The organism is Geodermatophilus sp. SYSU D01176, from assembly GCF_054050015.1.
In genome coordinates this window covers 39,100-61,546 of sequence record NZ_JBJGYN010000008.1, presented here as the reverse complement: position 1 = coordinate 61,546, position 22,447 = coordinate 39,100, and the positions used below count along the sequence as shown (strand labels likewise).

The window sequence follows — 22,447 nt, the reverse complement described above, 5'->3', positions numbered from 1 at the left end:
TGTCCGTCACCGCGGCGTCACGGCGGGGCCGGGACGGTCCGGCTCAGACCAGGACGTCGACGATGATCGCGACCGACAACAGGGCCATGTAGGAGATCGAGATGTGGAACAGCTGCATCGGCCGGGTCTCCGCACCCGAGCGGATGCGCCGCAGCAGCCGGTGCGCCTCGACGACGAACCAGGCGCCCAGCGCGGCGGCGGCGCCGGTGTAGATCCACCCGATGCCGAAGCCGTCGGCCACCGGCCACAGCAGCAGCGAGACCGCGACGGTGAGCCAGGTCCAGACGACGGTCTGCCGGCCGACCGAGAGCTCGGTGGCCACCACCGGCAGCATCGGGACGTCGGCCCGCGCGTAGTCGGCGCGGAAGCGCATGGCCAGCGCCCAGAAGTGCGGCAGCTGCCAGCAGAAGACGACGCCGAAGAACACCACCGCGGGCCAGGCCACCGTCCCGGTGACCGCCGCCCACCCGATGAGCACCGGCGCCGCCCCGGGGACGCCGCCGAACAGCGTCGAGTGCCGGGTGTGCCGCTTGAGCACCATCGTGTAGACGACCGCGTAGTAGGCGATCGCGCCCGTGGCGAGCACCGCGGCCAGCGGCGTCGTCGTCACCCACAGCAGCGCGACCGACAGCACGGTGAGCACCGCCCCGAACACCAGCGCCGCGCGCGGCGTGACCTCGCCGGTCGCCAGCGGGCGCCGCTCGGTCCGGTGCATGAGCCGGTCGATGTCGCGGTCGTACCAGCAGTTGAAGACGTTGGCCGCGGCCGCGGCGAGGGTGCCGCCGGCCATGGTGGCCAGCAGCAGCTCCCACGAGGGCAGCCCGCCCGAGGCCAGCATCATCGCCGGCAGCGTGGTGACCAGCAGCAGCTCGATGATCCGCGGCTTGGTCAGCGCCACGTACGCCCGGACCGTGGCCGGGAGCCGACGACGGCGCTGGACGGTGGGACGTTCGGAGAGCGTCGTCACCGGGCGGCCACCGACGGCTGGTCGGCGCACGGGCAGGGCACCACCGGGCACGGCTCCACCAGGTACGGAGACAGCACGGGGTCCCTTTCGACCGGGGACGGGAGAACGGACCAACTGTAGCCCGCGGCCACCCCTGGCTCCGGTCGGCATGACCAGGGTCTCCTCCCCGGGCGGACCACTAGGGTCGTGCACGTTGGTGCTGCGCACGCAGCGGGTAGGGCCGACGTCGACGACGACGGTGCGTCCTGGTCCGGGGTCGGGCCGCGAGGACCGCGTGGCCGGTCGCTGGAGCCAGGCACCGCCGTCCGCCCGGGCCTGGCAGGTCGCCGCAGACCACCCGGGCGGTCCCGCACGGCCGACCCGAGGGAGCACGACACATGGGAACACAGAGCACCGAGTCCGAGGCCCCGGCCGAGGCCGCCACCGAGGCCCCGACCGGCGACCCGCGCCAGCCGCACCCCACCCTGCCCGAGGGCTTCGGGGAGCTCGACCGCCGCGCCATCGACACCGCGCGCGTGCTGGCGATGGACGCCGTCCAGAAGGTGGGCAACGGCCACCCGGGGACGGCGATGAGCATGGCCCCGACCGCGTACCTGCTGTTCCACAGGTGGCTCCGGCACGACCCCAGCGACCCGAACTGGGTGGCCCGTGACCGGTTCGTCCTCTCGATGGGCCACTCGAGCCTGACCCTCTACATCCAGCTCTACCTCTCCGGGTACGGCCTGGAGCTCGAGGACCTGCAGGCGCTGCGCACCTGGGGCTCGAAGACCCCGGGCCACCCCGAGGTCAACCACACCCCGGGCGTGGAGACGACGACCGGCCCGCTCGGCCAGGGCGTCGGCAACGCGGTCGGGATGGCGATGGCCGCCCGCCGCGAGCGCGGCCTGCTCGACCCCGACGCCCCCGAGGGCGAGAGCCTGTTCGACCACACCGTGTGGTGCTTCGCCTCCGACGGCGACATGGAGGAGGGCGTCAGCGGCGAGGCCTCGTCCCTGGCCGGCACCCAGCAGCTGGGCAACCTCGTCCTCGTCTACGACGACAACCGGATCTCCATCGAGGACGACACGAACGTCGCCTTCACCGAGGACGTCGGCAAGCGCTACGAGGCCTACGGCTGGCACGTCCAGCACGTCGACGACGGCGAGGACCTCGCGGCGGTCGACGCCGCCTTCGCGGCCGCCAAGGCCGAGACCGGCCGCCCCTCGCTGGTCGTGCTGCGGACGATCATCGCCTGGCCGGCACCGAACAAGCAGAACACCGGTGCCTCCCACGGCTCGGCACTCGGCGAGGACGAGGTGCGCGCCACCAAGGAGATCCTCGGCTTCGACCCGGAGCAGACCTTCCAGGTGGACGACGAGGTGCTCGCCCACGCCCGCTCCGTCGTCGACAGGGGGCGCGAGGAGCGCGCCGCATGGGACGAGCGGTTCGCCGCCTGGCAGCGCGCGGACCCCGACGCCGCCACGCTGCTCGAGCGCATGCGCACCCGCACCCTGCCGGAGGGCTTCGGCAAGGACCTCCCGAGCTGGGACGCCGACCCGAAGGGCGTGGCCACCCGCAAGGCCTCCGGCGAGGTGCTGGCCGCGCTCTACCCGCGGCTGCCCGAGCTGTGGGGCGGCTCGGCCGACCTGGCGGAGAGCAACAACACCGCGGTCAAGGGCGAACCGTCGTTCCTGCCGGCCGACCGGCAGACGAAGATGTGGTCGGGCGGGCCGTACGGGCGCACGCTGCACTTCGGCGTCCGCGAGCACGGCATGGGCGCGATCATGAACGGGATCGCGCTGCACGGCGGCACGCGGGTCTACGGCGGCACCTTCCTCACCTTCTCGGACTACATGCGCGGCGCGGTGCGGCTGGCCGCGCTCATGCAGCTGCCGGTGGTCTACGTCTGGACGCACGACTCCATCGGCCTGGGCGAGGACGGCCCGACGCACCAGCCGATCGAGCACGTCGCGGCGCTGCGGGCCATGCCCGGGCTGGACGTCGTCCGCCCGGCCGACGCCAACGAGGTCGCCGTCGCCTGGCGGACGATCCTCGAGAACAACGACCGCCCGGCCGGCCTGCTGCTGTCCCGGCAGAACCTCCCGGTGTTCGACCGGTCGCAGTTCGCCTCCGCCGAGGGCGTGGCGCGCGGGGCCTACGTCCTGGCCGAGGCGTCGAGCGGCAGCCCCGAGGTGATCCTGCTCGGCACCGGGTCCGAGGTGCAGATCGCCGTCGCCGCCCGCGAGCGGCTGGAGGCCGAGGGCGTGCCGACCCGGGTGGTCTCGGTGCCCTGCGTCGAGTGGTTCGCCGACCAGGACCAGGCCTACAAGGACGAGGTGCTGCCGCCCACCGTGCGCGCCCGGGTCAGCGTCGAGGCCGGCGTGCCCATGGGGTGGCGGGAGTTCGTCGGCGACGCCGGCCGGATCGTCGGCCTCACCCACTACGGGGCCAGCGCCGCCTATTCCGTCCTCTACGAGGAGTTCGGCCTGACCGACGAGGCGGTCGTGGCCGCCGCCCGCGAGAGCCTCGAGGCGGCCCGTTCCGGGAACGCCGTCCCCGCCGGACCGGTTGCAGCGACCGGCGGGCTCCCCCACCCGACCGGCGACCGCTGAGGCCCCCGGCCCAGTCAGAACGGAAGGCAGAGACATGGCACAGAACGAGAAGCTGGCCGAGCTGTCGTCGGCCGGGGTCGCCGTCTGGCTCGACGACCTCTCCCGCGACCGCATCCGCAGCGGGAACCTGCAGTCGCTGGTCGACGAGTACAGCGTCGTCGGCGTCACCACCAACCCGACCATCTTCGCCGCGGCGATCGGCGGGTCGGACTCCTACGACGACCAGCTGCACGCCCTCGCCGTCCGGCAGGTGAGCGTGGAGGAGGCGCTGCGCACCATCACCGCCTCCGACGTCCGGGACGCCTGCGACCTGCTGGCGCCGCTGGCGCAGCGGCAGCCCGGCGACGGCCGGGTGTCGCTGGAGGTCGCGCCCGGCCTCGCGCACGACACCGACGCGACCGCCGCCGAGGCCGCGCACCTGTGGTGGCTGGTCGACCGGCCCAACCTGTTCATCAAGATCCCGGCGACGGAGGCGGGCCTGCCGGCGATCACGACGTCCATCGCCAAGGGCATCAGCGTCAACGTCACCCTCATCTTCAGCCTCGAGCGCTACCGGGCCGTCATGGACGCCTACCTCTCGGGCCTGGAGCAGCGGGTCGCCGACGGCGGCTCGCTCGAGGGCATCGCCTCCGTGGCCTCGTTCTTCGTGTCCCGCGTGGACAGCGAGATCGACAAGCGGCTGGACAAGGCGGGTGCCGACGCCGCGCTGAAGGGCAAGGCGGCGCTGGCCAACGCGCAGCTGGCCTACCAGGCCTACGAGGAGGTCTTCTCCTCCGACCGCTGGAAGGCCCTGGAGGCCGAGGGCGCGCGGCCGCAGCGGCCGCTGTGGGCCTCGACCGGCGTGAAGAACCCCGACTACCCCGACACGCTCTACGTCAGCGAGCTGATCGCGCCGGGGACGGTCAACACCATGCCGGAGAAGACGCTGCGGGCCTACGCCGACCACGGCGAGCCGGGCACCCCGGTGCAGAAGACCTACGACGAGGCCGCCGCGGTGATGCAGTCGATCGCCGACGCCGGGGTCGACCTCGACGACGTCTTCCGCGTGCTGGAGGACGAGGGCGTGCAGAAGTTCGTGGACTCCTGGGACGAGCTCACCGGGACGGTGCGCACCCAGCTGGAGGACAAGGCCTGATCCCCGGGTCCCCGCGCACCGGCCGGGCCGGTGCGTGGGGACCGGCGCCGTCGGAGCCCGAGGGCGAGGGGCGCCCCCGGCCGGCGGTCCGCTGCGCCGCGACTGTGCTCACCGAGCGGTTCCCCCGCCGAGACGGAGAATCGGAGCAGCTCGGCACTCCCCCGCCGTCCGGTGCACCGCCGCGCCGGACGACGGGTCCCTCTCCGACCTCGAGGACGGACCATGATCTCCAATCCGCTGCGCGATCCGCGGGACCGGCGGCTGCCCCGCGTACCCGAGCCCTGCGCCCTCGTCGTCTTCGGCATCACCGGGGACCTCGCCCGCAAGAAGCTCCTGCCGGCCGTCTACGACCTGGCCAACCGCGGTCTGCTGCCCACCAACTTCGCCCTCCTCGGCTTCGCCCGCCGCGACTGGGGCGACGAGGACTTCGCCGAGCTGGCCCGCTCCGCCGCGCAGAAGGCCGCCCGCACCCCGTGGCGGGAGGAGGTCTGGGAGCGGCTGGCCGCCAGCGTGCGCTTCGTCCAGGGCTCGTTCGACGACGACAACGCCTTCGACGAGCTGGCCGCCACCCTCGGCGAGCTCGAGGGTTCCCACGGCATCGGCGGCAACGCCGCCTTCTACCTGTCCATCCCGCCGGCGATGTTCCCCGTCGTGCTCAAGCAGATGCAGCGCACCGGCATGGCCGACAGCACCCCCGACCGGTGGCGCCGGGTGGTCGTCGAGAAGCCCTTCGGCACCGACCTGGCCTCGAGCCGCGCGCTCAACGAGCTGGTCGACTCCGTCTTCACCGCCGAGGACGTCTTCCGCATCGACCACTACCTGGGCAAGGAGACCGTCCAGAACCTGATGGCGCTGCGGTTCGCCAACACCCTGTTCGAGCCGGTGTGGAACGGCAACCACGTGGACTCGGTGCAGATCACCATGGCCGAGGACGTCGGGATCGGCGGGCGGGCGCAGTTCTACGAGCAGACCGGCGCCGCCCGTGACGTGCTGCAGAACCACCTGCTGCAGCTGCTGGCGCTGACCGCGATGGAGGAGCCGGTCGAGTTCTCCGCCGAGGAGATCCGCACCGAGAAGCTCAAGGTGCTGCGCGCGGTGTCCCTGCCCGAGGACCTCGCGACCTTCGCCGTCCGCGGCCAGTACGAGCAGGGCTGGCTGGCCGGGCAGCGGGCCACCGGCTACCGGCAGGAGGAGGGCGTCGACCCGCAGTCGACCACCGAGACCTACGCCGCCGTCCGGCTGGGCGTGGAGACCCGCCGCTGGGCCGGGGTGCCGTTCTACCTGCGGACCGGCAAGCGGCTGCCACGCCGGGTCACCGAGATCGCGCTGGTCTTCAAGCGGGCCCCGCACCTGCCCTTCGCCGACACCGACACCGAGGAGCTGGGCAACAACCAGCTGGTCATCCGCGTGCAGCCCGACGAGGGCATGACCCTCAAGTTCGGGTCGAAGGTGCCCGGCAGCGTGATGGAGGTCCGCGACGTCGCGATGGACTTCCTCTACGGCGAGCAGTTCACCGAGGCCAGCCCCGAGGCCTACGAGCGGCTGCTGCTCGACGTCCTGCTCGGCGACGCCACGCTGTTCCCCCGGAACCACGAGGTGGAGGCGTCGTGGGCGGTGATCGACCCGCTCGAGGAGTTCTGGGCCGGGACGACGCCCCAGCCGTACCGGGCCGGTGAGTGGGGGCCGCGAGCGGCCGACGAGATGCTCGCCGCCGAGGGCCGCCGGTGGCGGCGCCCGTGACCGAGCTCGCGAGGGCACGCGGAGGCACAGCACCGCCCGGGCACGGGCCGACGAGCGCCAGCGAGGAGGGCCCGTGACCGAGCTCGCGAGGGCACGCGGAGGCACAGCACCGCCCGGGCACGGGCCGACGAGCGCCAGCGAGGAGGGCCCGTGACCGCCGACCGCGAGGAGACGACCCGATGACGACGCTCTGGGACACCACGGGTTCCGCGGTGGTCAAGGAGCTGGCCGCGCAGCGGCGCACCGGGGGCGCGGTGCTCTCCGGCGTCGCGCTGACCCTGGTGGTCGTGGCCGACGAGAACCGGGTCGCCGAGGCCGAAGAGGCCGCGACGGCCGCTGCCGAGCAGCACCCCTGCCGGCTGCTCATCGTCGTGCGCCGGCAGGTCGAGGCGCCGACCCCGCGGCTGGACGCCGAGGTGCTCATCGGCGGCCGGCTGGGCCCCGGCGAGGCCGTGGTCATGCGCATGTACGGCCGCCTGGCGCTGCACGCCGAGTCGGTGGTGCTGCCACTGCTGGCGGCCGACGCGCCGGTCGTGACCTGGTGGCACGGCACGCCCCCGGAGCAGCTGGCGACCGACGCGCTCGCGGTGATCGCCGACCGGCGGATCACCGACAGCTCGATGGCCGAGGACCAGCTGACCGCGCTGCGCGCCCGCGCCGAGGACTACGCCCCCGGCGACACGGACCTGGCCTGGACCCGCAGCACGCCGTGGCGCTCGACGCTCACCTCGACGGTGGACTCGGTGTCCGGACGGCGCGGCGACGCCGTCCGGGTGCTGGGCGGCCGGGTGGAGGGCGACCCCGGCCACGCCACCGCGCTGCTGCTGGCCGGCTGGCTCAGCGCGCGCTCCGGCTGCGAGGTCCCGGTGGTGTCCAGCGAGCGGCGCCCCGGCCCCAGCGGCGTCTCGGCCGTGGTGCTGGACCTCGACCAGGACGAGCAGGTCCGGGTGGAGGCCGACCGGCGCGGCGGAGCGGTCATCACCCAGCCGTACCGGCCCGAGGCGACCGTGGCCCTGCCCGACCGCCAGCTCGGGGACCTGGTCGGCGAGGAGCTGCGCCGGCTGGACCCCGACGAGCCGTTCGCGGAGGCACTGGAGGCCACCACCGGCGTCCCGGACCTGGCACACCGCTCCGCGGTGCGCGAGTACGTGTGGTTCGACCCCGCCGAGGAGAACGCCGGCAGCGGCGGACCGACGCTGCCGGCCGTCCCGCCGGACTCCGAGGGCACCGACGAGGTGGCCCAGCAGGGCATCGACGACGCCGACCGGGGCGCGCGGGACCCCGGGCAGGCCGTCCCGTGACGCTCCCACCCGGCGACCGGATCGCCGCCGACCTGGCCGCGGGGGGCTCCCCTCCCCCGGACGTCGTCGTCGAGCCCGACGCCGACCGGCTGGCCCGGGCCGTGGCCGCGGCGCTGGTCGCCCGGCTGGCCGCCGCCCAGGTGGTGCACGGGACGGCGTCGGTGGTCCTCACCGGCGGGGGTATCGGCACCGCCGTCCTCGAGCGGGTCGCCGACCTGGTCCGCGAGCCGGCCCGGGAGCGGGTGGACTGGACCGCGGTCGACGTCTGGTGGGGCGACGAGCGCTGGGTGCCCGCCGGCGACGACGACCGCAACGAGCTGGGTGCCCGGCGGGCGCTGCTGGACCCAGCCGGCGTCCCGGCGGAGCGGGTGCACGCGATACCGGCCTCGGACGCCGGCTTCGCCGAGCCGGAGGAGGCCGCCGCCTGGTACGCCGAGCAGCTGGCCGCGGCGGCGCCGGAGGGCGGGTCGCTCCCCCGCATCGACGTGCTGCTGCTCGGCATGGGCCCCGAGGGGCACGTGGCCTCGATCTTCCCGGACACCCCCGCCGTCTCCGACGAGCGGCCGGTGGTCGCGGTGCGCGACTGCCCGAAGCCGCCGCCGACCCGCGTCAGCCTGGGCTTCGCCGCGATCAACGCGGCCGAGGAGGTGTGGCTGCTGGTCTCCGGGACGGCGAAGGCGCCGGCGGTGGCCCGGGCGCTGAGCGGGGGGGCGACGCCGCGGGAGCTGCCCGCGGCCGGGGTCCACGGTCGCCGGGCGACCCGCTGGCTGCTGGACGCCGAGGCCGCCGGGGAGCTCGACGGGCGGTCCTGACCGGGGGCCTCCCGGCCCTGGCGTGCGGCCGCGGCTGCGAGCACACTGCGGTCCGCGGCCGGCAGGTCCCCGGCCCGTTCCGCAGCCATCGTTCCGCAACCCCCGAGGAGACCCGGGATGACGCTCCCCGCCCTCGCCGTCCTCCGCACCGAGCGCGAGGCACGGCTCCTCGTCCGCCGGGAACGGACCGGGCACCCGGGCTGCTACTGGAACTGGGAGCGGGCGGCCTGGGTGGCGTACACCCCGGTGCCGCAGCCGCGCCCGCCCCAGGACTAGACGCGGTCCCGTCCCGGGCCCCGCCCGGAGCCTACGAAGGGCGGCGAGGACGGGGTCCTCTCAGGCGCAGGGGTCCTCTCAGGCGCCGCGGCGGGCCCGCAGCTTGGCCAGCGCCTCCTCGAGGAGGGCGTCGCCGTCGGCGTCGCTGCGCCGCTCGCGGACGTAGGCCAGGTGGGTCTTGTAGGGCTCAGTACGCGGCGCCGGCGGCGGGGCCGCCTGGTCCTGGCCGGCGGGCAGGCCGCAGCGCGGGCAGTCCCAGAGCTCGGGCACCTCGGCCTCGGAGGCGAAGGAGACCTGGGTCTCGTGCCCGGAGGCGCACCAGAAGGGCACCCGGCGACGAGGTGCGGCCTCGCCGCGCTCGGCCTCCCCCATCGGCCCCGCGCCGACCCGCGTCCCCCGGATCGCGTTACCACCAGCCACCAGTGCCCCCTGCGCGTCTCAGCGGTGTGCGGCGACCAGCGGCCGCTGGGGCAGTCTATGGCCTGGGAGAAGGGGTGGAGAGGACTTTGGTCCCGCTGACCTCGGCCTTCGCCCGCCCGTCGTCGGCCCCGTCCCGAGCGTGGTGCCGTGCTGGAACGGCCCCGCGTCAGGGACCCGTCCCGAGCCTGCGAGGGATGGGGGGACGCGGGGTCCTTCTTCAGACCTTGAGCAGGATGCCGAGGCCGATGATGCAGACCGTCCAGATCAGGCCGATGAAGACGGTCAGCCGGTTGAGGTTCTTCTCCACCACCGAGGAGCCGGACAGCTGCGAGGAGACCGCGCCGCCGAACATCGAGGACAGGCCCCCGCCCTTGCCGCGGTGCAACAGGATCAGCACCACGAGGAGCACGCTGGTGAGCACCAGCAGCACGTTGAGGACCAACTCGACCATGCCCCGAGGGTAACCGACCGGCGGCGTCCCCCCGGCCAGGCGGCGGTCAGGCGACGCCTGCGGTCGCCAGGTCGTAGCTCGTGTAGGGGCCCATCACCACGCCGTTGCGCAGCCGCTGCCCGGCCAGCAGCTGCACCCGCGACTCCGCCAGCGGCACGTACGCGCCCGTCGCGACGGCCGCCGTCGCCACCTCCCGCCAGGCGGCGCGGGCCGCCTCGGGGTCGCCGGCGGCCGCCCGGGCGGCGTCGATGAGCCCGTCGAGTGCCGGGTCGCGAAGCCGCGCGAAGTTGGTGTTGCCGACCGTGCTCACCGACCGGCCGTCGACCAGCGGGACGAGGAAGGACCCGGGGGTCGGGACGTCGGCGGTCCAGGTGGCCAGCACGATGCCGATGCCGTTGTCGCGGACCCGGTCGGGGTTGCCGACCTCGGTCGCGTAGAAGCTCGGCGCGTCGAGCGGGCGCACCTCGGCCTCGATGCCGATGCCGGACAGCTGCCCGGCCACCTCCTCGGCGACGGCCACACCGGTGGGGGCGTCCGGGACGGCGAGCACGGTGCGGAAGCCCTCCGGCTGCCCGCACGCGGCCAGGGACTCCTCGGCGGCGGCCGGGTCGGCGGTCGGGTCGGCGTCCTCCGGGCCCCCGTCCACACCGGGCGGCCACAGCTGCGAGGTGCGCACGGCCTCCGCCGGCCCGCCGAGCACCTCCTGCACGGCGGCGCGGTCCACGACGGCGGCGACCGCGGCCCGGCAGGCCGGGTCGTCGAACGGTGCGACGTCGGTGGGCAGCGCGAGCAACCGGACGACGTTGTTGGCCACCTCGTCGATGCGGTCGGTCAGCGGCACCTCGCCCCCGGTCCCCGCACCGAGGCGGGCGGTCGTCGGCGCCTGGATGCCGGAGCCGGAGATGTCGACGTCGGCGGATCCGGCCAGCAGGGCCTGGTCGCGCTGCACACCGGTCAGCCCGGTGCGGACCACGACGCGGTCGGGCAGGGCGGTGCGCAGGTCGTCGGTGGCCGGGTCCCACTGCGGGTTGCGCTCGAGCACGATGCCGGTGACGTCGTCCCGCGTGGCGATCGCGTACGGGCCCGAGGACACCGGGTCGAGGCCGTAGGCCCCGCCGGTGTCGTGGTCCGCCGGGACCGGGCTGCTCGAGGGCAGCGCCATGACGTAGGGGAAGTCCGGCTGCGGCGCGCGCAGCCGGAAGGTGATCGTGCGGTCGTCCGGCGTCTCGACCGAGGCCAGGCCCAGCCGGCCGGGGGTCTCGTCCTGGTAGGGGCCGGCGTAGGGGTTGGCGGGGTCGTCGAGCAGCTCGACGACCCGGGTGGGCCCGCCGACGACGACGTCGGAGGCGAACGAGCGCTCGATGCCGTACTTCACGTCGCGCGAGGTGATCGGCTGGCCGGTCTCGAACCGGGTGCCCTCGCGGAGGGTGAAGGTCCAGGTGGCGCCGCCGTCGGGCGTGGTGCCCAGGTCGGTGGCGAGATCGGGGACCAGCTCGCCGGTGCGGCCGGGCTCGGACGAGTAGCTGACCAGGGTGCGGGTGTAGAGCCGCATCAGGTTCCACACACCCGGCAGGTAGGAGCGCTGCGGATCGAGGTTGTCGACCTCGCCGGTCACCACCCGCAGCGTGCCCCCGGTGGCCTCGGACGGCGCCCGGACCCCGGTGACCCCGGTGTCGGGGCCGCCGCCGAAGACGGGGAGGGCGGCGTTGTCCTCGCCGGCGCCGGCGCAGCTGACCGCGACCCCGACCACCAGCAGGACGACGGCGGCGATGCCGGCCACCCGGCCGCGGGTGCCCCGCGCCCAGGCGGGGCCCCGCTCCAACGTGCTGTCCAACCCCACCCGCTCCCCGCCCGTCCGGCGGCGGCGGTCAGCCGACGTCGGCGGCTGTCCGACAGATCTGCGCGAACTCGTCGCCGTCCAGGCTGGCGCCGCCGACGAGTGCCCCGTCGACGTCCGGCCCGGCCAGGATCCCGGCCGTGTTCGCGGCCTTCACCGACCCGCCGTAGAGGATACGGACGATCCCGGCCGTCTCGGCGCCGAAACGCTCGGCGAGCCGTGACCGGACGGCACCGCACACCTCCTGAGCGTCTTCGGGGGTGGCGACCTCGCCCGTGCCGATCGCCCACACCGGCTCGTAGGCGATCACGATGCCCGTCCCCTCGCCGGGCCCGGTGAGCTGCTCGGCGGTCAGCCCCTCGAGCGCGGCGTCGAGCTGGGTCGTGCAGTGCGCGACGTGCTCGCCGGCGCGGCGGACCTCCAGCCCCTCCCCCACGCAGAGGATCGGCACCAGGCCGTGCCGCAGCGCCGCCTGGACCTTGCCGGCCACCACGGTGTCGTCCTCACCGTGCAGCGCGCGCCGCTCGGAGTGGCCGACGACGACGTAGCGGCAGGCCAGCGCGGCGAGCATCGCGCCGCTGACCTCGCCGGTGTAGGCGCCGGAGTCCTGCACCGAGAGGTCCTGCGCGCCGTAGCCGATCTCGAGCTTGTCGCCGGCCACGAGCGTCTGCACGCTGCGCAGCGCGGTGAACGGCGGGAGGACGACGACCTCGGCGGCCTCCAGTTCGGGCTCCTTGAGGCTGAAGGCGAGCTTCTGCACCAGCCCGATCGCCTCGAGGTGGGTGAGGTTCATCTTCCAGTTGCCCGCGATGAGCGGCCGGCGTCCCTCGCGGCGGACCGGGGTGCCCCTGCGTGCCATGTCCGTCCTCCTCGCTCAGTCGGCGAGCACCGCGAGGCCGGGCAGCTCCCGGCCCTCGAGGTACTCCAGCGACGCGCCGCCGCCGGTGCTGATGTGGCCGTAGGCGGCCTCGTCCAGGCCCAGCTGGCGGACCGCGGCGGCCGAGTCTCCGCCGCCGACGACCGACAGGCCGTCGACCGCGGCCACCGCCTCGGCCACCCCGCGGGTGCCGGCCTGGAACGGCGCCAGCTCGAACACGCCCATCGGGCCGTTCCAGAAGACGGTGCGGGCACCGCCGAGCTCGCGGCCGAAGGCCTCCACCGTGCGGGGGCCGACGTCCAGGCCCATCTGCCCGTCCGGGATCGACTCGACGGAGACGGTGGTCGTCTCCACCTCGGCGCTGAACTCCGGCGCGCAGACCACGTCGAGCGGCAGCACGATGCGGTCGCCCGCCTCGGACAGCAGCCGCCGGCAGGTCTCGACCTGGTCGGCCTCCAGCAGCGAGCGGCCCACGCCGTGGCCCTGGGCGGCCAGGAAGGTGAAGCACATCCCGCCGCCGACCAGCAGCCGGTCGACCTTCGGCAGCAACGCCTCGATGACGGCGAGCTTGTCGCTGACCTTCGAGCCGCCGAGCACCACGACGTAGGGCCGCTCGGGGTCCTGCGTCAGCCGGGTGAGCACGTCGAGCTCGGTGGCCACCAGCCGCCCGGCGACGTGCGGCCGCCGCTGCGCCACGTCGTACACCGAGGCGTGCTTGCGGTGCACGGCGCCGAACGCGTCGTCGACGTAGACGTCGGCGAGGGCGGCCAGCCGGTCGGCCAGCTCGCCCCGCTCGGCGTCGTCCTTCGACGTCTCCGCGGCCTCGAAGCGGACGTTCTCCAGCAGCAGGACGTCGCCGTCGCCCAGCGCGCCCGCCTTGGCACGGGCGTCGTCCCCGGCGACGTCGGCGGCCAGCGGCACCTCGGTGCCGAGCAGCTCACCGAGCCGCGCGGCGACCGGCGCCAGCGAGTACTGCGGGTCCGGCGCCCCCTTGGGCCGGCCGAGGTGGGCGGCGACGACGACGCGGGCGCCGCCGTCGCGCAGCGCCTGCAGCGTGGGCAGGCTGGCGCGGATCCGGCCGTCGTCGGTGATCGCCCTGGTCGTCTTGTCCAGCGGGACGTTCAGGTCGGCGCGCACGAGCACGCGCCGACCCGAGACGCCCTCGGCGAGCAGGTCGTCGAGGGATCGCATGTCGGTCGTCGGGGCGGGCGGCCGGGTCAGAGGGAACGCCCGACGAGCTCGACGGAGTCGACGAGCCGGTTCGAGTAGCCCCACTCGTTGTCGTACCAGCCGAGCACCTTGGCCATCGGGCCGAAGACCTTGGTCAGCTTGCTGTCGTAGATGCAGCTGGCCGGATCGGTGACGATGTCGGAGGAGACGATCGGGGCGTCGGTGTACCTGAGGATCCCGGCCAGGGGGCCCGAGGCGGCCTCCCGGTAGGCGGCGTCGATCTCGTCGGCCGGCACCTCGCGGGAGAGCTGGACGGTGAGGTCGGTGGCCGAGCCCGTGGGCACCGGGACGCGGACGGCGTAGCCGTCGAGCTTGCCGTTGAGCTCGGGCAGGACCAGGCCGATCGCCTTGGCCGCACCGGTCGAGGTCGGGACCATGTTGAGCGCGGCGGCGCGGGCGCGGCGCAGGTCCTTGTGCGGGCCGTCCTGCAGGTTCTGGTCGGCGGTGTAGGCGTGGATCGTGGTCATCAGACCGCGCTCGATGCCGAAGCTGTCGTTCAGGACCTTGGCCAGCGGGGCCAGGCAGTTCGTCGTGCAGGACGCGTTGCTGATGATCGTCTGGGAGCCGTCGTACTTCTCGTGGTTGACGCCCATGACGATGGTCAGGTCGTCCCCGGTCGCCGGCGCGGAGATGACCACCTTCTTGGCGCCGCCGGCGTCGACGTGCTTGCGGGCGTCGTCGGCCTTGGTGAAGAAGCCGGTGGACTCGACGACGACGTCGACGCCCAGGTCGCCCCACGGCAGGTTGGCCGGGTCCCGCTCGGAGAGCACCTTCATGGTGGTCCCGCTGATCTTGATGCCCTCGCCGTCGGCGGCGACGTCCTCGGACAGCACGCCCAGGATGCTGTCGTACTTGAGCAGGTGCGCGAGGACCTCGGGGCTGGTCAGGTCGTTGACCGCCACGATCTCGATGTCCTTGCCGCTGGCCGCGGCAGCCCGCCAGAAGTTGCGTCCGATCCGGCCGAATCCGTTGATGCCCACCCGTACGGTCACAGCAGACCTCCCATGTCTGTTCGTCTTGGTGGAGCCGTCGGAGCCGCACAGCGCGCGCGGCCTCACCGGACACTGACCCTATCGGTCCTGGCACGACGAGGCCCGGGTCGCCCGCGAGCGCGACCCGGGCCGAGTGACAGCCTGGAACGGCCACCCTTCAGGGTCCCGCGCCGAGCCTGCGAGGCGTGGGGGGAAGGGTGGTCCTTTCACTGGGTGAGCATGTCCTCGGTCACGACGGACTCGGTGTCCGGGATGCCGAGGTCCTTGGCCCGCTTGTCGGCCATGGCCAGCAGCCGGCGGATCCGGCCGGCGACGGCGTCCTTGGTCATCGGCGGGTCGGCGCGCTGGCCGAGCTCCTCCAGCGACGCCTGGCCGTGCTCGAGGCGCAGCCGGCCGGCGATCAGCAGGTGCTCGGGGGCGTCGCCGTCGAGGATCTCCAGCGCCCGCTCCACCCGGGCGCTGGCGGCGACCGCCGCGCGGGCGGACCGACGCAGGTTGGCGTCGTCGAAGTTGGCCAGCCGGTTGGCCGTCGCCCGGACCTCGCGGCGCATCCGCCGCTCCTCCCAGGCCAGCACCGCGTCGTGGGCGCCCATGCGGGTGAGCAGCGCGCTGATCGCGTCGCCGTCGCGGACGACCACGCGGTCGGCACCGCGCACCTCGCGGGCCTTGGCGGCGATGCCCAGCCGGCGGGCCGCACCGACCAGCGCCATCGCGGCCTCCGGGCCGGGACAGGTGACCTCGAGGGACGACGAGCGGCCGGGCTCGGTCAGCGACCCGTGCGCGAGGAAGGCCCCGCGCCAGGCGGCCTCGGCGTCGTTGATGCCGCCGCTGACCACCGACGGCGGCAGCCCGCGGACCGGACGGCCGCGCTGGTCGACCAGCCCGGTCTGCCGGGCCAGGCCCTCGCCGTGCTTGGCGATGCGGACCAGGTAGCGCACGCCGCGGCGGATGTTGCCGCCGGCCAGCACGCTCACACCGCTGGTGTAGCCGTAGACCTCGCTGATGTCGCGGCGCAGTCGACGGGCCACCGAGCCGGTGTCCAGCTCGGCCTCGATGACCACCCGACCACCGACGATGTGCAGGCCGCCGCTGAAGCGCAGCAGTGCGGTGACCTCGGCCTTGCGCTCGGAGGTCTTCGTGCACTCCACGCGCGACAGCTCGTCCTTGACCATGGCGGTCATCGCCATGCGTTCCACCCCCACGTTCCCCCGGGCTCAGCAGGCCCCATGTGCGGCGTTCCCTTCGTTGCCCCCTCGGACCGGTCCCGGTACGAGAGGTTGCGGTACACGCCCGCGGATTTCCATGCCCTGCCGCGTCCCGGCCGCCGACCCGAGCGCCTCGCGGAGCGCTCCCGCCAGGCGCGCCGGGTCGTGTCGCGGCACGCCGCCGTCCTCGGCGACCGGGGCCAGCACGAGCTCGGCACCGCACTCACGTACCGCTGACAGGAGACCACAGCGGTCAACAACCGATTCCGCGTCCGCGATGACCGTGTGCAACGCCACTCCGCCCAGATGGCCCTGCAGCACGGTCAGGTGCTCCTCCGGGGAGAACCCGTCGGTCTCGCCGGGCTGCGGTTCGAGGTTGAGGACGACGACCACGCGGGCGCTGCTCGCGGCGAGCGCGGCGCGCAGGCGGGGCACCAGCAGGTGGGGCAGCACCGACGTGTACCAGGACCCCGGCCCCAGCGAGACGACGTCGGCGGCGGCGATGGCGTCGAGGACCGCCTGGCTCACCGGCGGATCCGGCGGCGACACCAGGATGGAGCGCACCCGGCCGGGGGTCGCGGCGATCGCCGACTGCCCGCGGATGGTGCGCGTGCGGGCCGGGTCGTCGGGGTCGGCGCTCTCGACCCGGGCGACCAGGTCGAGGGGGACGTCGGCCATCGGCAGCACCCGCCCGCGGGCGCCGAGCAGCCGGCACACGTCGTCCAGCGCGCGGACCGTGTCGCCGCCGTGCATCTCGGCCAGCCCGGTGAGGACCAGGTTGCCCACCGGGTGCCCGGCGAGGACCCCCGTGCCCCCGAGCCGGTGCTGGAACAGCGCCGCCAGGTGCCGGGGCTCCGCGTCCTCGCCGGCGAGCGCGGTCAGCGCCATCCGCAGGTCGCCCGGCGGCAGCACGGGCATCTCCCGGCGGATGCGCCCGGAGGAGCCGCCGTCGTCGGCGACGGTCACCACGGCGGTCAGGTCGGGGGTGATGCGGCGCCAGGCGGCGAGCGCGGCGGCCAGCCCGTGCCCGCCGCCGAAGGCGACGACCCGAGGCGGTCGGTCCGGCTCCGGACCACGCAGCCCGGTTCCCACGGCGCCCACTACTCGCGGCCCAGGTCGCGGTGCTGGACGGTGGCGTCGACGCCGTCGGCGCGCAGCCGGCGGGCGAACTCCTCGGCCATGGCCACGCTGCGGTGCTTGCCGCCGGTGCAGCCCACGGCGAGGGTCAGGTAGCGCTTGCCCTCGCGCCGGTAGCCGGGGATGAGCAGCCGCAGCACGTCGGTGTAGCGGTCGAGGAAGGGCCGGGCGTCGTCCTGGCCGAGGACGTAGTCGCGCACGTCGGGGTCCTGGCCGGTGTGCGGGCGCAGCTCCGGCAGCCAGTGCGGGTTGGGCAGGAACCGGGCGTCGACGACCAGGTCGGCGTCCAGCGGCAGGCCGTACTTGAAGCCGAAGCTGAGCACCGTCGCGGTCAGCGGCGGCGCCTCCCCCTCCCGGGCGAACGCGTTCTCCAGCGTGGCGCGCAGCTGGTGGACGTTGAGGTCGCTGGTGTCGACCCACAGGTCGGCCTCGCCGGCGATGCCGGTGAGCAGCGCCCGCTCCTCGGTGATGCCGTCGATGAGCGTGCCGCCGCCCTGCAGGGGGTGCTCGCGCCGGTTGGACTCGTAGCGGCGGACCAGCACCTCGTCGCGCGCGTGCACGTACACGATCCGCGGCCGGTGGCCGGCCCCGGCGAGCACCCGGATGGCCTCCTGCAGGTCGCTGGAGAAGGCCCGGCTGCGTACGTCGACGACGGCGGCGAACCGGCGGACGTCGCCGCGCGCGCCGAGCTCGACCATCGGCAGCAGCAGCGCCGGCGGCAGATTGTCGACGACGAACCAGCCGAGGTCCTCGAGCACCCGCCCGGCGCTGTTCTTGCCGGCACCGGAGAGCCCGGTGACGACGACGACGTCCAGCGGCTGGGTCTCGGTGGACGACGGATCGAGCGGGGCCGGGATCTCGCTGTGCGGGTGCCCGGGGGCGCCGGGCGGCAGCTCCAGGTGCGCGGTGTCGCGGGGTGCGGCCTCGGTCTGCTCCCTCACGAGGCCACCAGCCCGACCTCGGCGGTGGCGCCGGCGCCGCTGCGGGGGGTGCCGCGTTCGGCCGGGCCGGCCGGGGCGGTCGTCGTCTCGACGGTGTCGTCCGCCGGCCGAGCCTCCCCGCCCTCAGGCTGCGCCACCGTCTCCTCCGGCCGGGCCACCGCCGTCAGCACCGCCTCCGCCGTCCGCCGGCCGATGCCGGGCACGGCCATCAGTTCCTCGACGGTGGCGGCCCGGAGCCGCTTGAGGGACCCGAACTGCTTCATCAGCGCCTTCCGCCGCGTGTCCCCGAGACCGGGGACGTCGTCCAAGAGGGAGACCAGCATGCTGGTGGACCGCTTCTGCCGGTGGTAGGTGATCGCGAACCGGTGGGCCTCGTCGCGCACCCGCTGCAGCAGGTACAGCGCCTCGGAGGTGCGCGGCAGGACCACCGGGTCGCTCTCGCCGGGCAGCCACACCTCCTCCATCCGCTTGGCCAGGCCGCAGACGGCGACGTCGACGATGCCGAGCTCCTCGAGCGAGCGGGCGGCGGCGGCCACCTGGGGGGCGCCGCCGTCGACCACGAGCAGGTTGGGCGGGTAGGCGAACCGGCGCGGCCGGCCCTCCTCCGCGGCGAGGCCCTGCTCGTCCCGGCGGTCGGCCTCCTCCTTGAGGTGGCGGGCGAACCGGCGGCGGACCACCTCGGCCATCGCCGCGGTGTCGTCGGTGCCCTGGTGCACGGAGAACCGGCGGTAGTCGGACTTCTTCGCCAGCCCGTCCTCGAAGACCACCATCGAGGCCACCACGTTGGTCTGCTGCACGTGGCTGACGTCGATGCACTCGATCCGCAGCGGGGCGTCGGGCAGCTCCAGCGCCTCCTGCAGCTCCGACAGCGCGAGCGAGCGGGCGGTGAGGTCGCTGGAGCGCTTGACCCGGTGCCGGGCGAAGGCCTCCTTGGCGTTGCGCTCCACCGTCTCCAGCAGCGCCCGCTTGTCGCCGCGCTGCGGCACCCGGAGGCTGACCCGGCTGCCGCGCAGCTCGCCGAGCAGCTCCTCGTACACGTCGGCGTCGTCGGGGAGCTCGGGGACCAGCACCTCCTTGGGCACCACCTCCCCCGCCTCCCCGACCCCGGTCGCCTCGTCGACGCCGCCGTAGACCTGGAGCAGGAACTGCTCGACCAGCTCGCCGGTGGAGACCTCCTCGACCTTGTCGACGATCCAGCCGCGCTGGCCGCGGACCCGCCCGCCGCGGACGTGGAAGACCTGCACCGAGGCCTCGAGCTCGTCCTGGGCGAAGGCGACGACGTCGGCGTCGGTGCCGTCGCCGAGGACGACGGCCTGCTTCTCCATGGCCCGCTTGAGCGCGCCGAGGTCGTCGCGCAGCCGGGCGGCCTTCTCGTACTCCATCGCCTCGGCGGCCTCGGCCATCTCCCGCTCGAGGCGGCGGACCATCTGGTCGGTGCGGCCGGCCATGAACTCGACGAAACCGTCGACGATCTCCCGGTGCTCCTCGGCGGAGACCCGGCCGACGCAGGGGGCGGCGCACTTGCCGATGTAGCCCAGCAGGCAGGGCCGGCCGATCTGCCCGGCGCGCTTGAAGACGCCGGTGGAGCAGGTGCGCGCGGGGAAGACGCGGGTGAGGGTGTCGAGGGTCTCGCGGATGGCCCAGGCGTGCGCGTACGGGCCGAAGTAGCGCACGCCCTTCTTCTTCGGGCCGCGCATCACCTGCAGCCGCGGGTACTCCTCGTTCAGCGTCACGGCGAGGCTCGGGTAGCTCTTGTCGTCGCGGTAGCGGACGTTGAACCGCGGGTCGAACTCCTTGATCCAGTTGTACTCGAGCTGGAGGGCCTCGACCTCGGTGCCGACGACGGTCCACTCGACGGCGGCCGCCGTCGTCACCATCTGCCGGGTGCGCGGGTGCAGCCCCGCCACGTCGGCGAAGTAGCTGTTCAGCCGCTGCCGGAGGTTCTTGGCCTTGCCCACGTAGACGACCCGGCCGTTGGGGTCGCGGAACTTGTAGACGCCGGGCGACTCCGGGATGCTGCCGACCGCGGGTCGGTACGTGGACGGGTCGGCCATGTACCCCAGGTTAGGTGCGGTGGACGACGGTTCGCCGTCCGCCGGGCACGGATGTGGCCACAGAACCACATCGCTGGAACTCCGCCGGGACCTCCGCCCCTTGCCCGCCCGTCGGCCGCGGCACGACCCTCGGTCGGTCAGGTCGTCTCCGCAGGGGTACGCCATGAGCCAGACCCAGGACCCGACGAGCCCGACCCGCACCGGCGACATCCCGGCGGCGCGTGCGGCGCCGGCCCCGCCCACCCTGTCCGGACCGCTGGATGACCTCGCCACCTTCCCGCTGGTGGACGCGCTGTTCGGGCGACGCTCGCGGAGGTTCGCCCTCGGCGACGAGATCCCCGACGGCCCGCTGGCCTACCGCTCCCGCGCCGAGCCGGTGCCGCTCACCGACCTCGAGCGGATGCTGGTGCTCAGCGCGATGGGCGGGACGACGGGGTGGCACCACTCGATCACGCGGAACGCCCGCTACGCGCCGCACCCGGCGAACTACGCGGGCGGGGCGGCCGGGCGGACCTTCCCCTCCGCGGCCGGTTTCCACACCGCCGAGCTGTTCTTCACCGACGACTCGGGGGTCTGGTTCTTCCCGACCCGGGACGCCGGCGCGCTCGTCGACCCCGCCGTCGAGGAGGTCACGCCCGAGCTCATGGTGGAGCGCCACCGGGGCCGACTGCGCCAGCTCTCCGACCGACGCCTGCACCTCCCCCGGGAGGAGCCGTACCTGGAGGGCCACAACACCTGGTGCGTCAACGTGCCCGGTTCGCTGCTGGTCATCCCGGTCGCCGACATCGCCCAGCACATGCTCGCGATCCTCTGCTTCTTCACGCAGAACGGGTACGCGGTGTTCGACGACGTCAACGGGCGCGAGATCCCGGGGCTCGAGCGGTTCCGTCACCTGGTGGACGTCGACGCACCGTTCCCGCTGACGTTCAGCGAGCAGTACGCGCTGACCGAGGCCACCGCCGAGCTGGCCACGTCCTGCTACGCCGGGGTGCTCCTGCTCCAGGCGATGGGGCTGGGCGGCTGGATGTTCGACGGGATCGATCGGTTCTCCGTGCTGGGGGCCTCCGGGAACCCGGACGTCCCCGGGCTGGGGTTCCGGTACGACGAGGACGAGCGCTGGGCAGTGCCCAACCCCACCGGGCTCCCGGGCGTCTTCGAGGCGTTCTGCCCGCCGCACCACCGTGACATGGCGGCGGCGGTGGAGGCCTTCGCGGAGCGCAAGTTCGGCGAGGGCGGGCCGTTCCACCCGCGCACGCCCGGCCCGTGGACCGACAGCCCGGGCTTCCGTGGCAGCGCCCAGGTGCACGACGAGCAGTTCAAGGCGTGCGTGACCCTGCAGGCGCAGTACGTCCTCGACACGTTCGGCAAGTTCCCCGGCACCGTGCCGACGCTGTTCATCCTCAACTACGTCCAGGCCCACCACCTCGACCTGGAGTTCTACGACCGCTTCTTCCGGCCCGGCGCCTACCTCCGCACGCACGCCGAGCACATGCAGCGGTGGCACCCCGCGGAGGAGGGCTGACGATGGGTGCGTACGTGCGGGCGGGTCCACTCGACATCTGGGTCGAGCAGGTGGGCTCCGGACCCGACGTCCTGCTGCTCGGCGGAGCCGGGGACACCGTCGAGTCCTGGTCGTTCCAGCTGGAGGGGCTGGCCGACCGGTACCGGCTGGTCGCGTTCGACAACCGGGGGGCCGGGCGGACGGCGATGCCCGACGAGCCGCTGACCGTGGCCGCGATGGCCGACGACGCGGCCGCCGTCCTGGAGGCGCTGGGGATCGCGTCGGCCCACGTGGCCGGCTTCTCCGGCGGCAGCATCGTCGCCCAGGAGCTGGCGCTGCGCCGTCCGGACCTGGTGCGGAGCCTGGTGCTGCAGGGCACCTGGGCCCGGCCGGACGGCTACCTGCGCACCTGGCTGCGCTTCGCCGGCCGGCTGGCGGCCGCGGCTCCCGGCGAGCGCGAGTTCCTCGAGGGCTTCTTCCTCGACGTCTACACGCCCCGCGCCCATGCCGACGGCACGGTGGGGGCCTTCATCGAGCAGGTGATCGCCTTCCCGTACAAGCAGTCGGCGGAGGACCTGCAGCGCTACCTCGACGCGTTGGTCGACCACGACACCACCGACCGGCTGCCACAGGTGACCGCGCCGACCCTCGTCCTCGTCGGCGGCGTCGATCTCGTCGGGCGTCCGGAGCTGGGCCGGGTGGTCGCCGAGACGATCGCGGGTGCGCGGTTCGAGGTGTGGGAGACCGAGGCCCACCAGCCGTTCCAGGAGGTGCCCGACCGCTGGAACGCCCGGGTCGACGCCTTCTGGCACGAGGTCGAGGCCCGGTCCGGGACGCCGGTCCCCCGGGCGGCGGCCGACGACCGCACGTCGCCCGACCGCCCGCCGGAGTCGGCCCGCCGCGGGTGAGGACTCAGCCCAGCCGGGCCTCGGTCCAGGCCAGCCGGGCGCCGTCGGCGGCCTCGGTCCAGGTGACGGGGG

19 protein-coding genes are annotated in these 22,447 nt (G+C 74.3%); 8 read left to right on the top strand and 11 right to left on the bottom strand.

The genetic code is table 11. The features are described from left to right. Nucleotides 1-43 precede the first annotated feature (43 nt). Entirely contained in the window at nt 44-997 is a 954-nt protein-coding gene (locus ACI78Z_RS06825) for a heme o synthase (RefSeq protein ID WP_457035775.1), read from the bottom strand. Nucleotides 998-1,344: 347 nt separating this feature from the next. Between ACI78Z_RS06825 and tkt the strand changes: the two genes are divergently transcribed. The 6 genes from tkt (at nt 1,345) to ACI78Z_RS06795 (ending at nt 8,822) form a co-directional block, all read left to right on the top strand. Then, nucleotides 1,345-3,558 (top strand): transketolase, encoded by a 2,214-nt coding sequence (gene tkt / locus ACI78Z_RS06820; RefSeq protein WP_457035774.1) that lies wholly within the window; start codon nt 1,345-1,347, stop codon nt 3,556-3,558. Between the two features lie 34 nt (nt 3,559-3,592). Beyond that, nucleotides 3,593-4,693, top strand: a complete 1,101-nt coding sequence (tal, locus tag ACI78Z_RS06815; protein WP_457035773.1) for a transaldolase — start codon at nt 3,593-3,595, stop codon at nt 4,691-4,693. Nucleotides 4,694-4,915: 222 nt separating this feature from the next. Continuing rightward, a complete protein-coding gene (gene zwf, locus ACI78Z_RS06810) occupies nt 4,916-6,433 on the top strand; it encodes a glucose-6-phosphate dehydrogenase (RefSeq protein WP_457035772.1) in 1,518 nt (505 codons plus the stop codon). Between the two features lie 179 nt (nt 6,434-6,612). Then, on the top strand, nt 6,613-7,734 hold the full coding sequence (locus tag ACI78Z_RS06805) for a glucose-6-phosphate dehydrogenase assembly protein OpcA (protein ID WP_457035771.1): 1,122 nt from the start codon (nt 6,613-6,615) through the stop codon (nt 7,732-7,734). Further along, complete coding sequence (pgl, locus tag ACI78Z_RS06800; protein ID WP_457035770.1) at nt 7,731-8,546, top strand: 6-phosphogluconolactonase; 816 nt, start codon at nt 7,731-7,733, stop codon at nt 8,544-8,546. The genes ACI78Z_RS06805 and pgl overlap by 4 nt, the downstream gene beginning before the upstream one ends. A gap of 117 nt (nt 8,547-8,663) precedes the next feature. After that, nucleotides 8,664-8,822 carry a hypothetical protein gene (locus tag ACI78Z_RS06795; RefSeq protein WP_457035769.1) on the top strand — a complete coding sequence of 53 codons (159 nt, stop codon included), beginning with the start codon at nt 8,664-8,666 and terminating at the stop codon, nt 8,820-8,822. A gap of 78 nt (nt 8,823-8,900) precedes the next feature. On the opposite strand, the gene ACI78Z_RS06790 is transcribed toward ACI78Z_RS06795, so the two are convergent. The 10 genes from ACI78Z_RS06790 to uvrC all read right to left on the bottom strand — a co-directional run bounded on the left by ACI78Z_RS06790 (nt 8,901) and on the right by uvrC (nt 19,966). Beyond that, on the bottom strand, nt 8,901-9,242 hold the full coding sequence (locus tag ACI78Z_RS06790; RefSeq protein ID WP_457035768.1) for an RNA polymerase-binding protein RbpA: 342 nt from the start codon (nt 9,240-9,242) through the stop codon (nt 8,901-8,903). Between the two features lie 217 nt (nt 9,243-9,459). Further along, complete coding sequence (gene secG / locus ACI78Z_RS06785; protein WP_091376136.1) at nt 9,460-9,693, bottom strand: preprotein translocase subunit SecG; 234 nt, start codon at nt 9,691-9,693, stop codon at nt 9,460-9,462. Nucleotides 9,694-9,739: 46 nt separating this feature from the next. Beyond that, nucleotides 9,740-11,527 (bottom strand): ABC transporter substrate-binding protein, encoded by a 1,788-nt coding sequence (locus ACI78Z_RS06780; protein WP_457035767.1) that lies wholly within the window; start codon nt 11,525-11,527, stop codon nt 9,740-9,742. A 34-nt stretch (nt 11,528-11,561) separates the two neighbouring features. Continuing rightward, complete coding sequence (gene tpiA / locus ACI78Z_RS06775) at nt 11,562-12,389, bottom strand: triose-phosphate isomerase (protein ID WP_457035766.1); 828 nt, start codon at nt 12,387-12,389, stop codon at nt 11,562-11,564. A gap of 15 nt (nt 12,390-12,404) precedes the next feature. Continuing rightward, entirely contained in the window at nt 12,405-13,598 is a 1,194-nt protein-coding gene (locus tag ACI78Z_RS06770) for a phosphoglycerate kinase (RefSeq protein WP_457035765.1), read from the bottom strand. Nucleotides 13,599-13,624: 26 nt separating this feature from the next. Continuing rightward, a complete protein-coding gene (gene gap / locus ACI78Z_RS06765; RefSeq protein ID WP_457035764.1) occupies nt 13,625-14,629 on the bottom strand; it encodes a type I glyceraldehyde-3-phosphate dehydrogenase in 1,005 nt (334 codons plus the stop codon). Nucleotides 14,630-14,835: 206 nt separating this feature from the next. Continuing rightward, nucleotides 14,836-15,816 (bottom strand): DNA-binding protein WhiA, encoded by a 981-nt coding sequence (gene whiA, locus ACI78Z_RS06760; protein ID WP_457035763.1) that lies wholly within the window; start codon nt 15,814-15,816, stop codon nt 14,836-14,838. A 27-nt stretch (nt 15,817-15,843) separates the two neighbouring features. After that, nucleotides 15,844-16,926, bottom strand: coding sequence for a gluconeogenesis factor YvcK family protein (locus tag ACI78Z_RS06755; protein ID WP_457035762.1), 1,083 nt, complete (start codon nt 16,924-16,926; stop codon nt 15,844-15,846). Between the two features lie 8 nt (nt 16,927-16,934). Beyond that, nucleotides 16,935-17,912 carry an RNase adapter RapZ gene (gene rapZ, locus ACI78Z_RS06750; protein ID WP_457035761.1) on the bottom strand — a complete coding sequence of 326 codons (978 nt, stop codon included), beginning with the start codon at nt 17,910-17,912 and terminating at the stop codon, nt 16,935-16,937. Continuing rightward, a complete protein-coding gene (uvrC, locus tag ACI78Z_RS06745; protein WP_457035760.1) occupies nt 17,909-19,966 on the bottom strand; it encodes an excinuclease ABC subunit UvrC in 2,058 nt (685 codons plus the stop codon). Before uvrC ends, rapZ begins: the two co-directional genes overlap by 4 nt. Nucleotides 19,967-20,129: 163 nt before the next feature. On the opposite strand from uvrC, the gene ACI78Z_RS06740 reads away from it, so the two are divergent. Both ACI78Z_RS06740 and ACI78Z_RS06735 read left to right on the top strand, forming a co-directional pair. Beyond that, nucleotides 20,130-21,488: a hypothetical protein gene (locus tag ACI78Z_RS06740; protein ID WP_457035759.1), complete on the top strand. Its 1,359-nt coding sequence runs from the start codon at nt 20,130-20,132 to the stop codon at nt 21,486-21,488. A gap of 2 nt (nt 21,489-21,490) precedes the next feature. Next, nucleotides 21,491-22,375 carry an alpha/beta fold hydrolase gene (locus ACI78Z_RS06735; protein ID WP_457035758.1) on the top strand — a complete coding sequence of 295 codons (885 nt, stop codon included), beginning with the start codon at nt 21,491-21,493 and terminating at the stop codon, nt 22,373-22,375. Nucleotides 22,376-22,447 lie beyond the last annotated feature (72 nt).

Excerpts from the sequence above, each read along its gene's own strand:
- tal (WP_457035773.1), top strand. The coding sequence starts at position 3,593 with ATGGCACAGAACGAGAAGCTGGCCGAGCTGTCGTCGGCCGGGGTCGCC.
- ACI78Z_RS06770 (WP_457035765.1), bottom strand. The coding sequence starts at position 13,598 with ATGCGATCCCTCGACGACCTGCTCGCCGAGGGCGTCTCGGGTCGGCGC.
- uvrC (WP_457035760.1), bottom strand. The coding sequence starts at position 19,966 with ATGGCCGACCCGTCCACGTACCGACCCGCGGTCGGCAGCATCCCGGAG.
- whiA (WP_457035763.1), bottom strand. The coding sequence starts at position 15,816 with ATGGCGATGACCGCCATGGTCAAGGACGAGCTGTCGCGCGTGGAGTGC.
- ACI78Z_RS06740 (WP_457035759.1), top strand. The coding sequence starts at position 20,130 with ATGAGCCAGACCCAGGACCCGACGAGCCCGACCCGCACCGGCGACATC.
- zwf (WP_457035772.1), top strand. The coding sequence starts at position 4,916 with ATGATCTCCAATCCGCTGCGCGATCCGCGGGACCGGCGGCTGCCCCGC.
- ACI78Z_RS06795 (WP_457035769.1), top strand. The coding sequence starts at position 8,664 with ATGACGCTCCCCGCCCTCGCCGTCCTCCGCACCGAGCGCGAGGCACGG.
- ACI78Z_RS06805 (WP_457035771.1), top strand. The coding sequence starts at position 6,613 with ATGACGACGCTCTGGGACACCACGGGTTCCGCGGTGGTCAAGGAGCTG.
- secG (WP_091376136.1), bottom strand. The coding sequence starts at position 9,693 with ATGGTCGAGTTGGTCCTCAACGTGCTGCTGGTGCTCACCAGCGTGCTC.
- tkt (WP_457035774.1), top strand. The coding sequence starts at position 1,345 with ATGGGAACACAGAGCACCGAGTCCGAGGCCCCGGCCGAGGCCGCCACC.
- ACI78Z_RS06735 (WP_457035758.1), top strand. The coding sequence starts at position 21,491 with ATGGGTGCGTACGTGCGGGCGGGTCCACTCGACATCTGGGTCGAGCAG.
- tpiA (WP_457035766.1), bottom strand. The coding sequence starts at position 12,389 with ATGGCACGCAGGGGCACCCCGGTCCGCCGCGAGGGACGCCGGCCGCTC.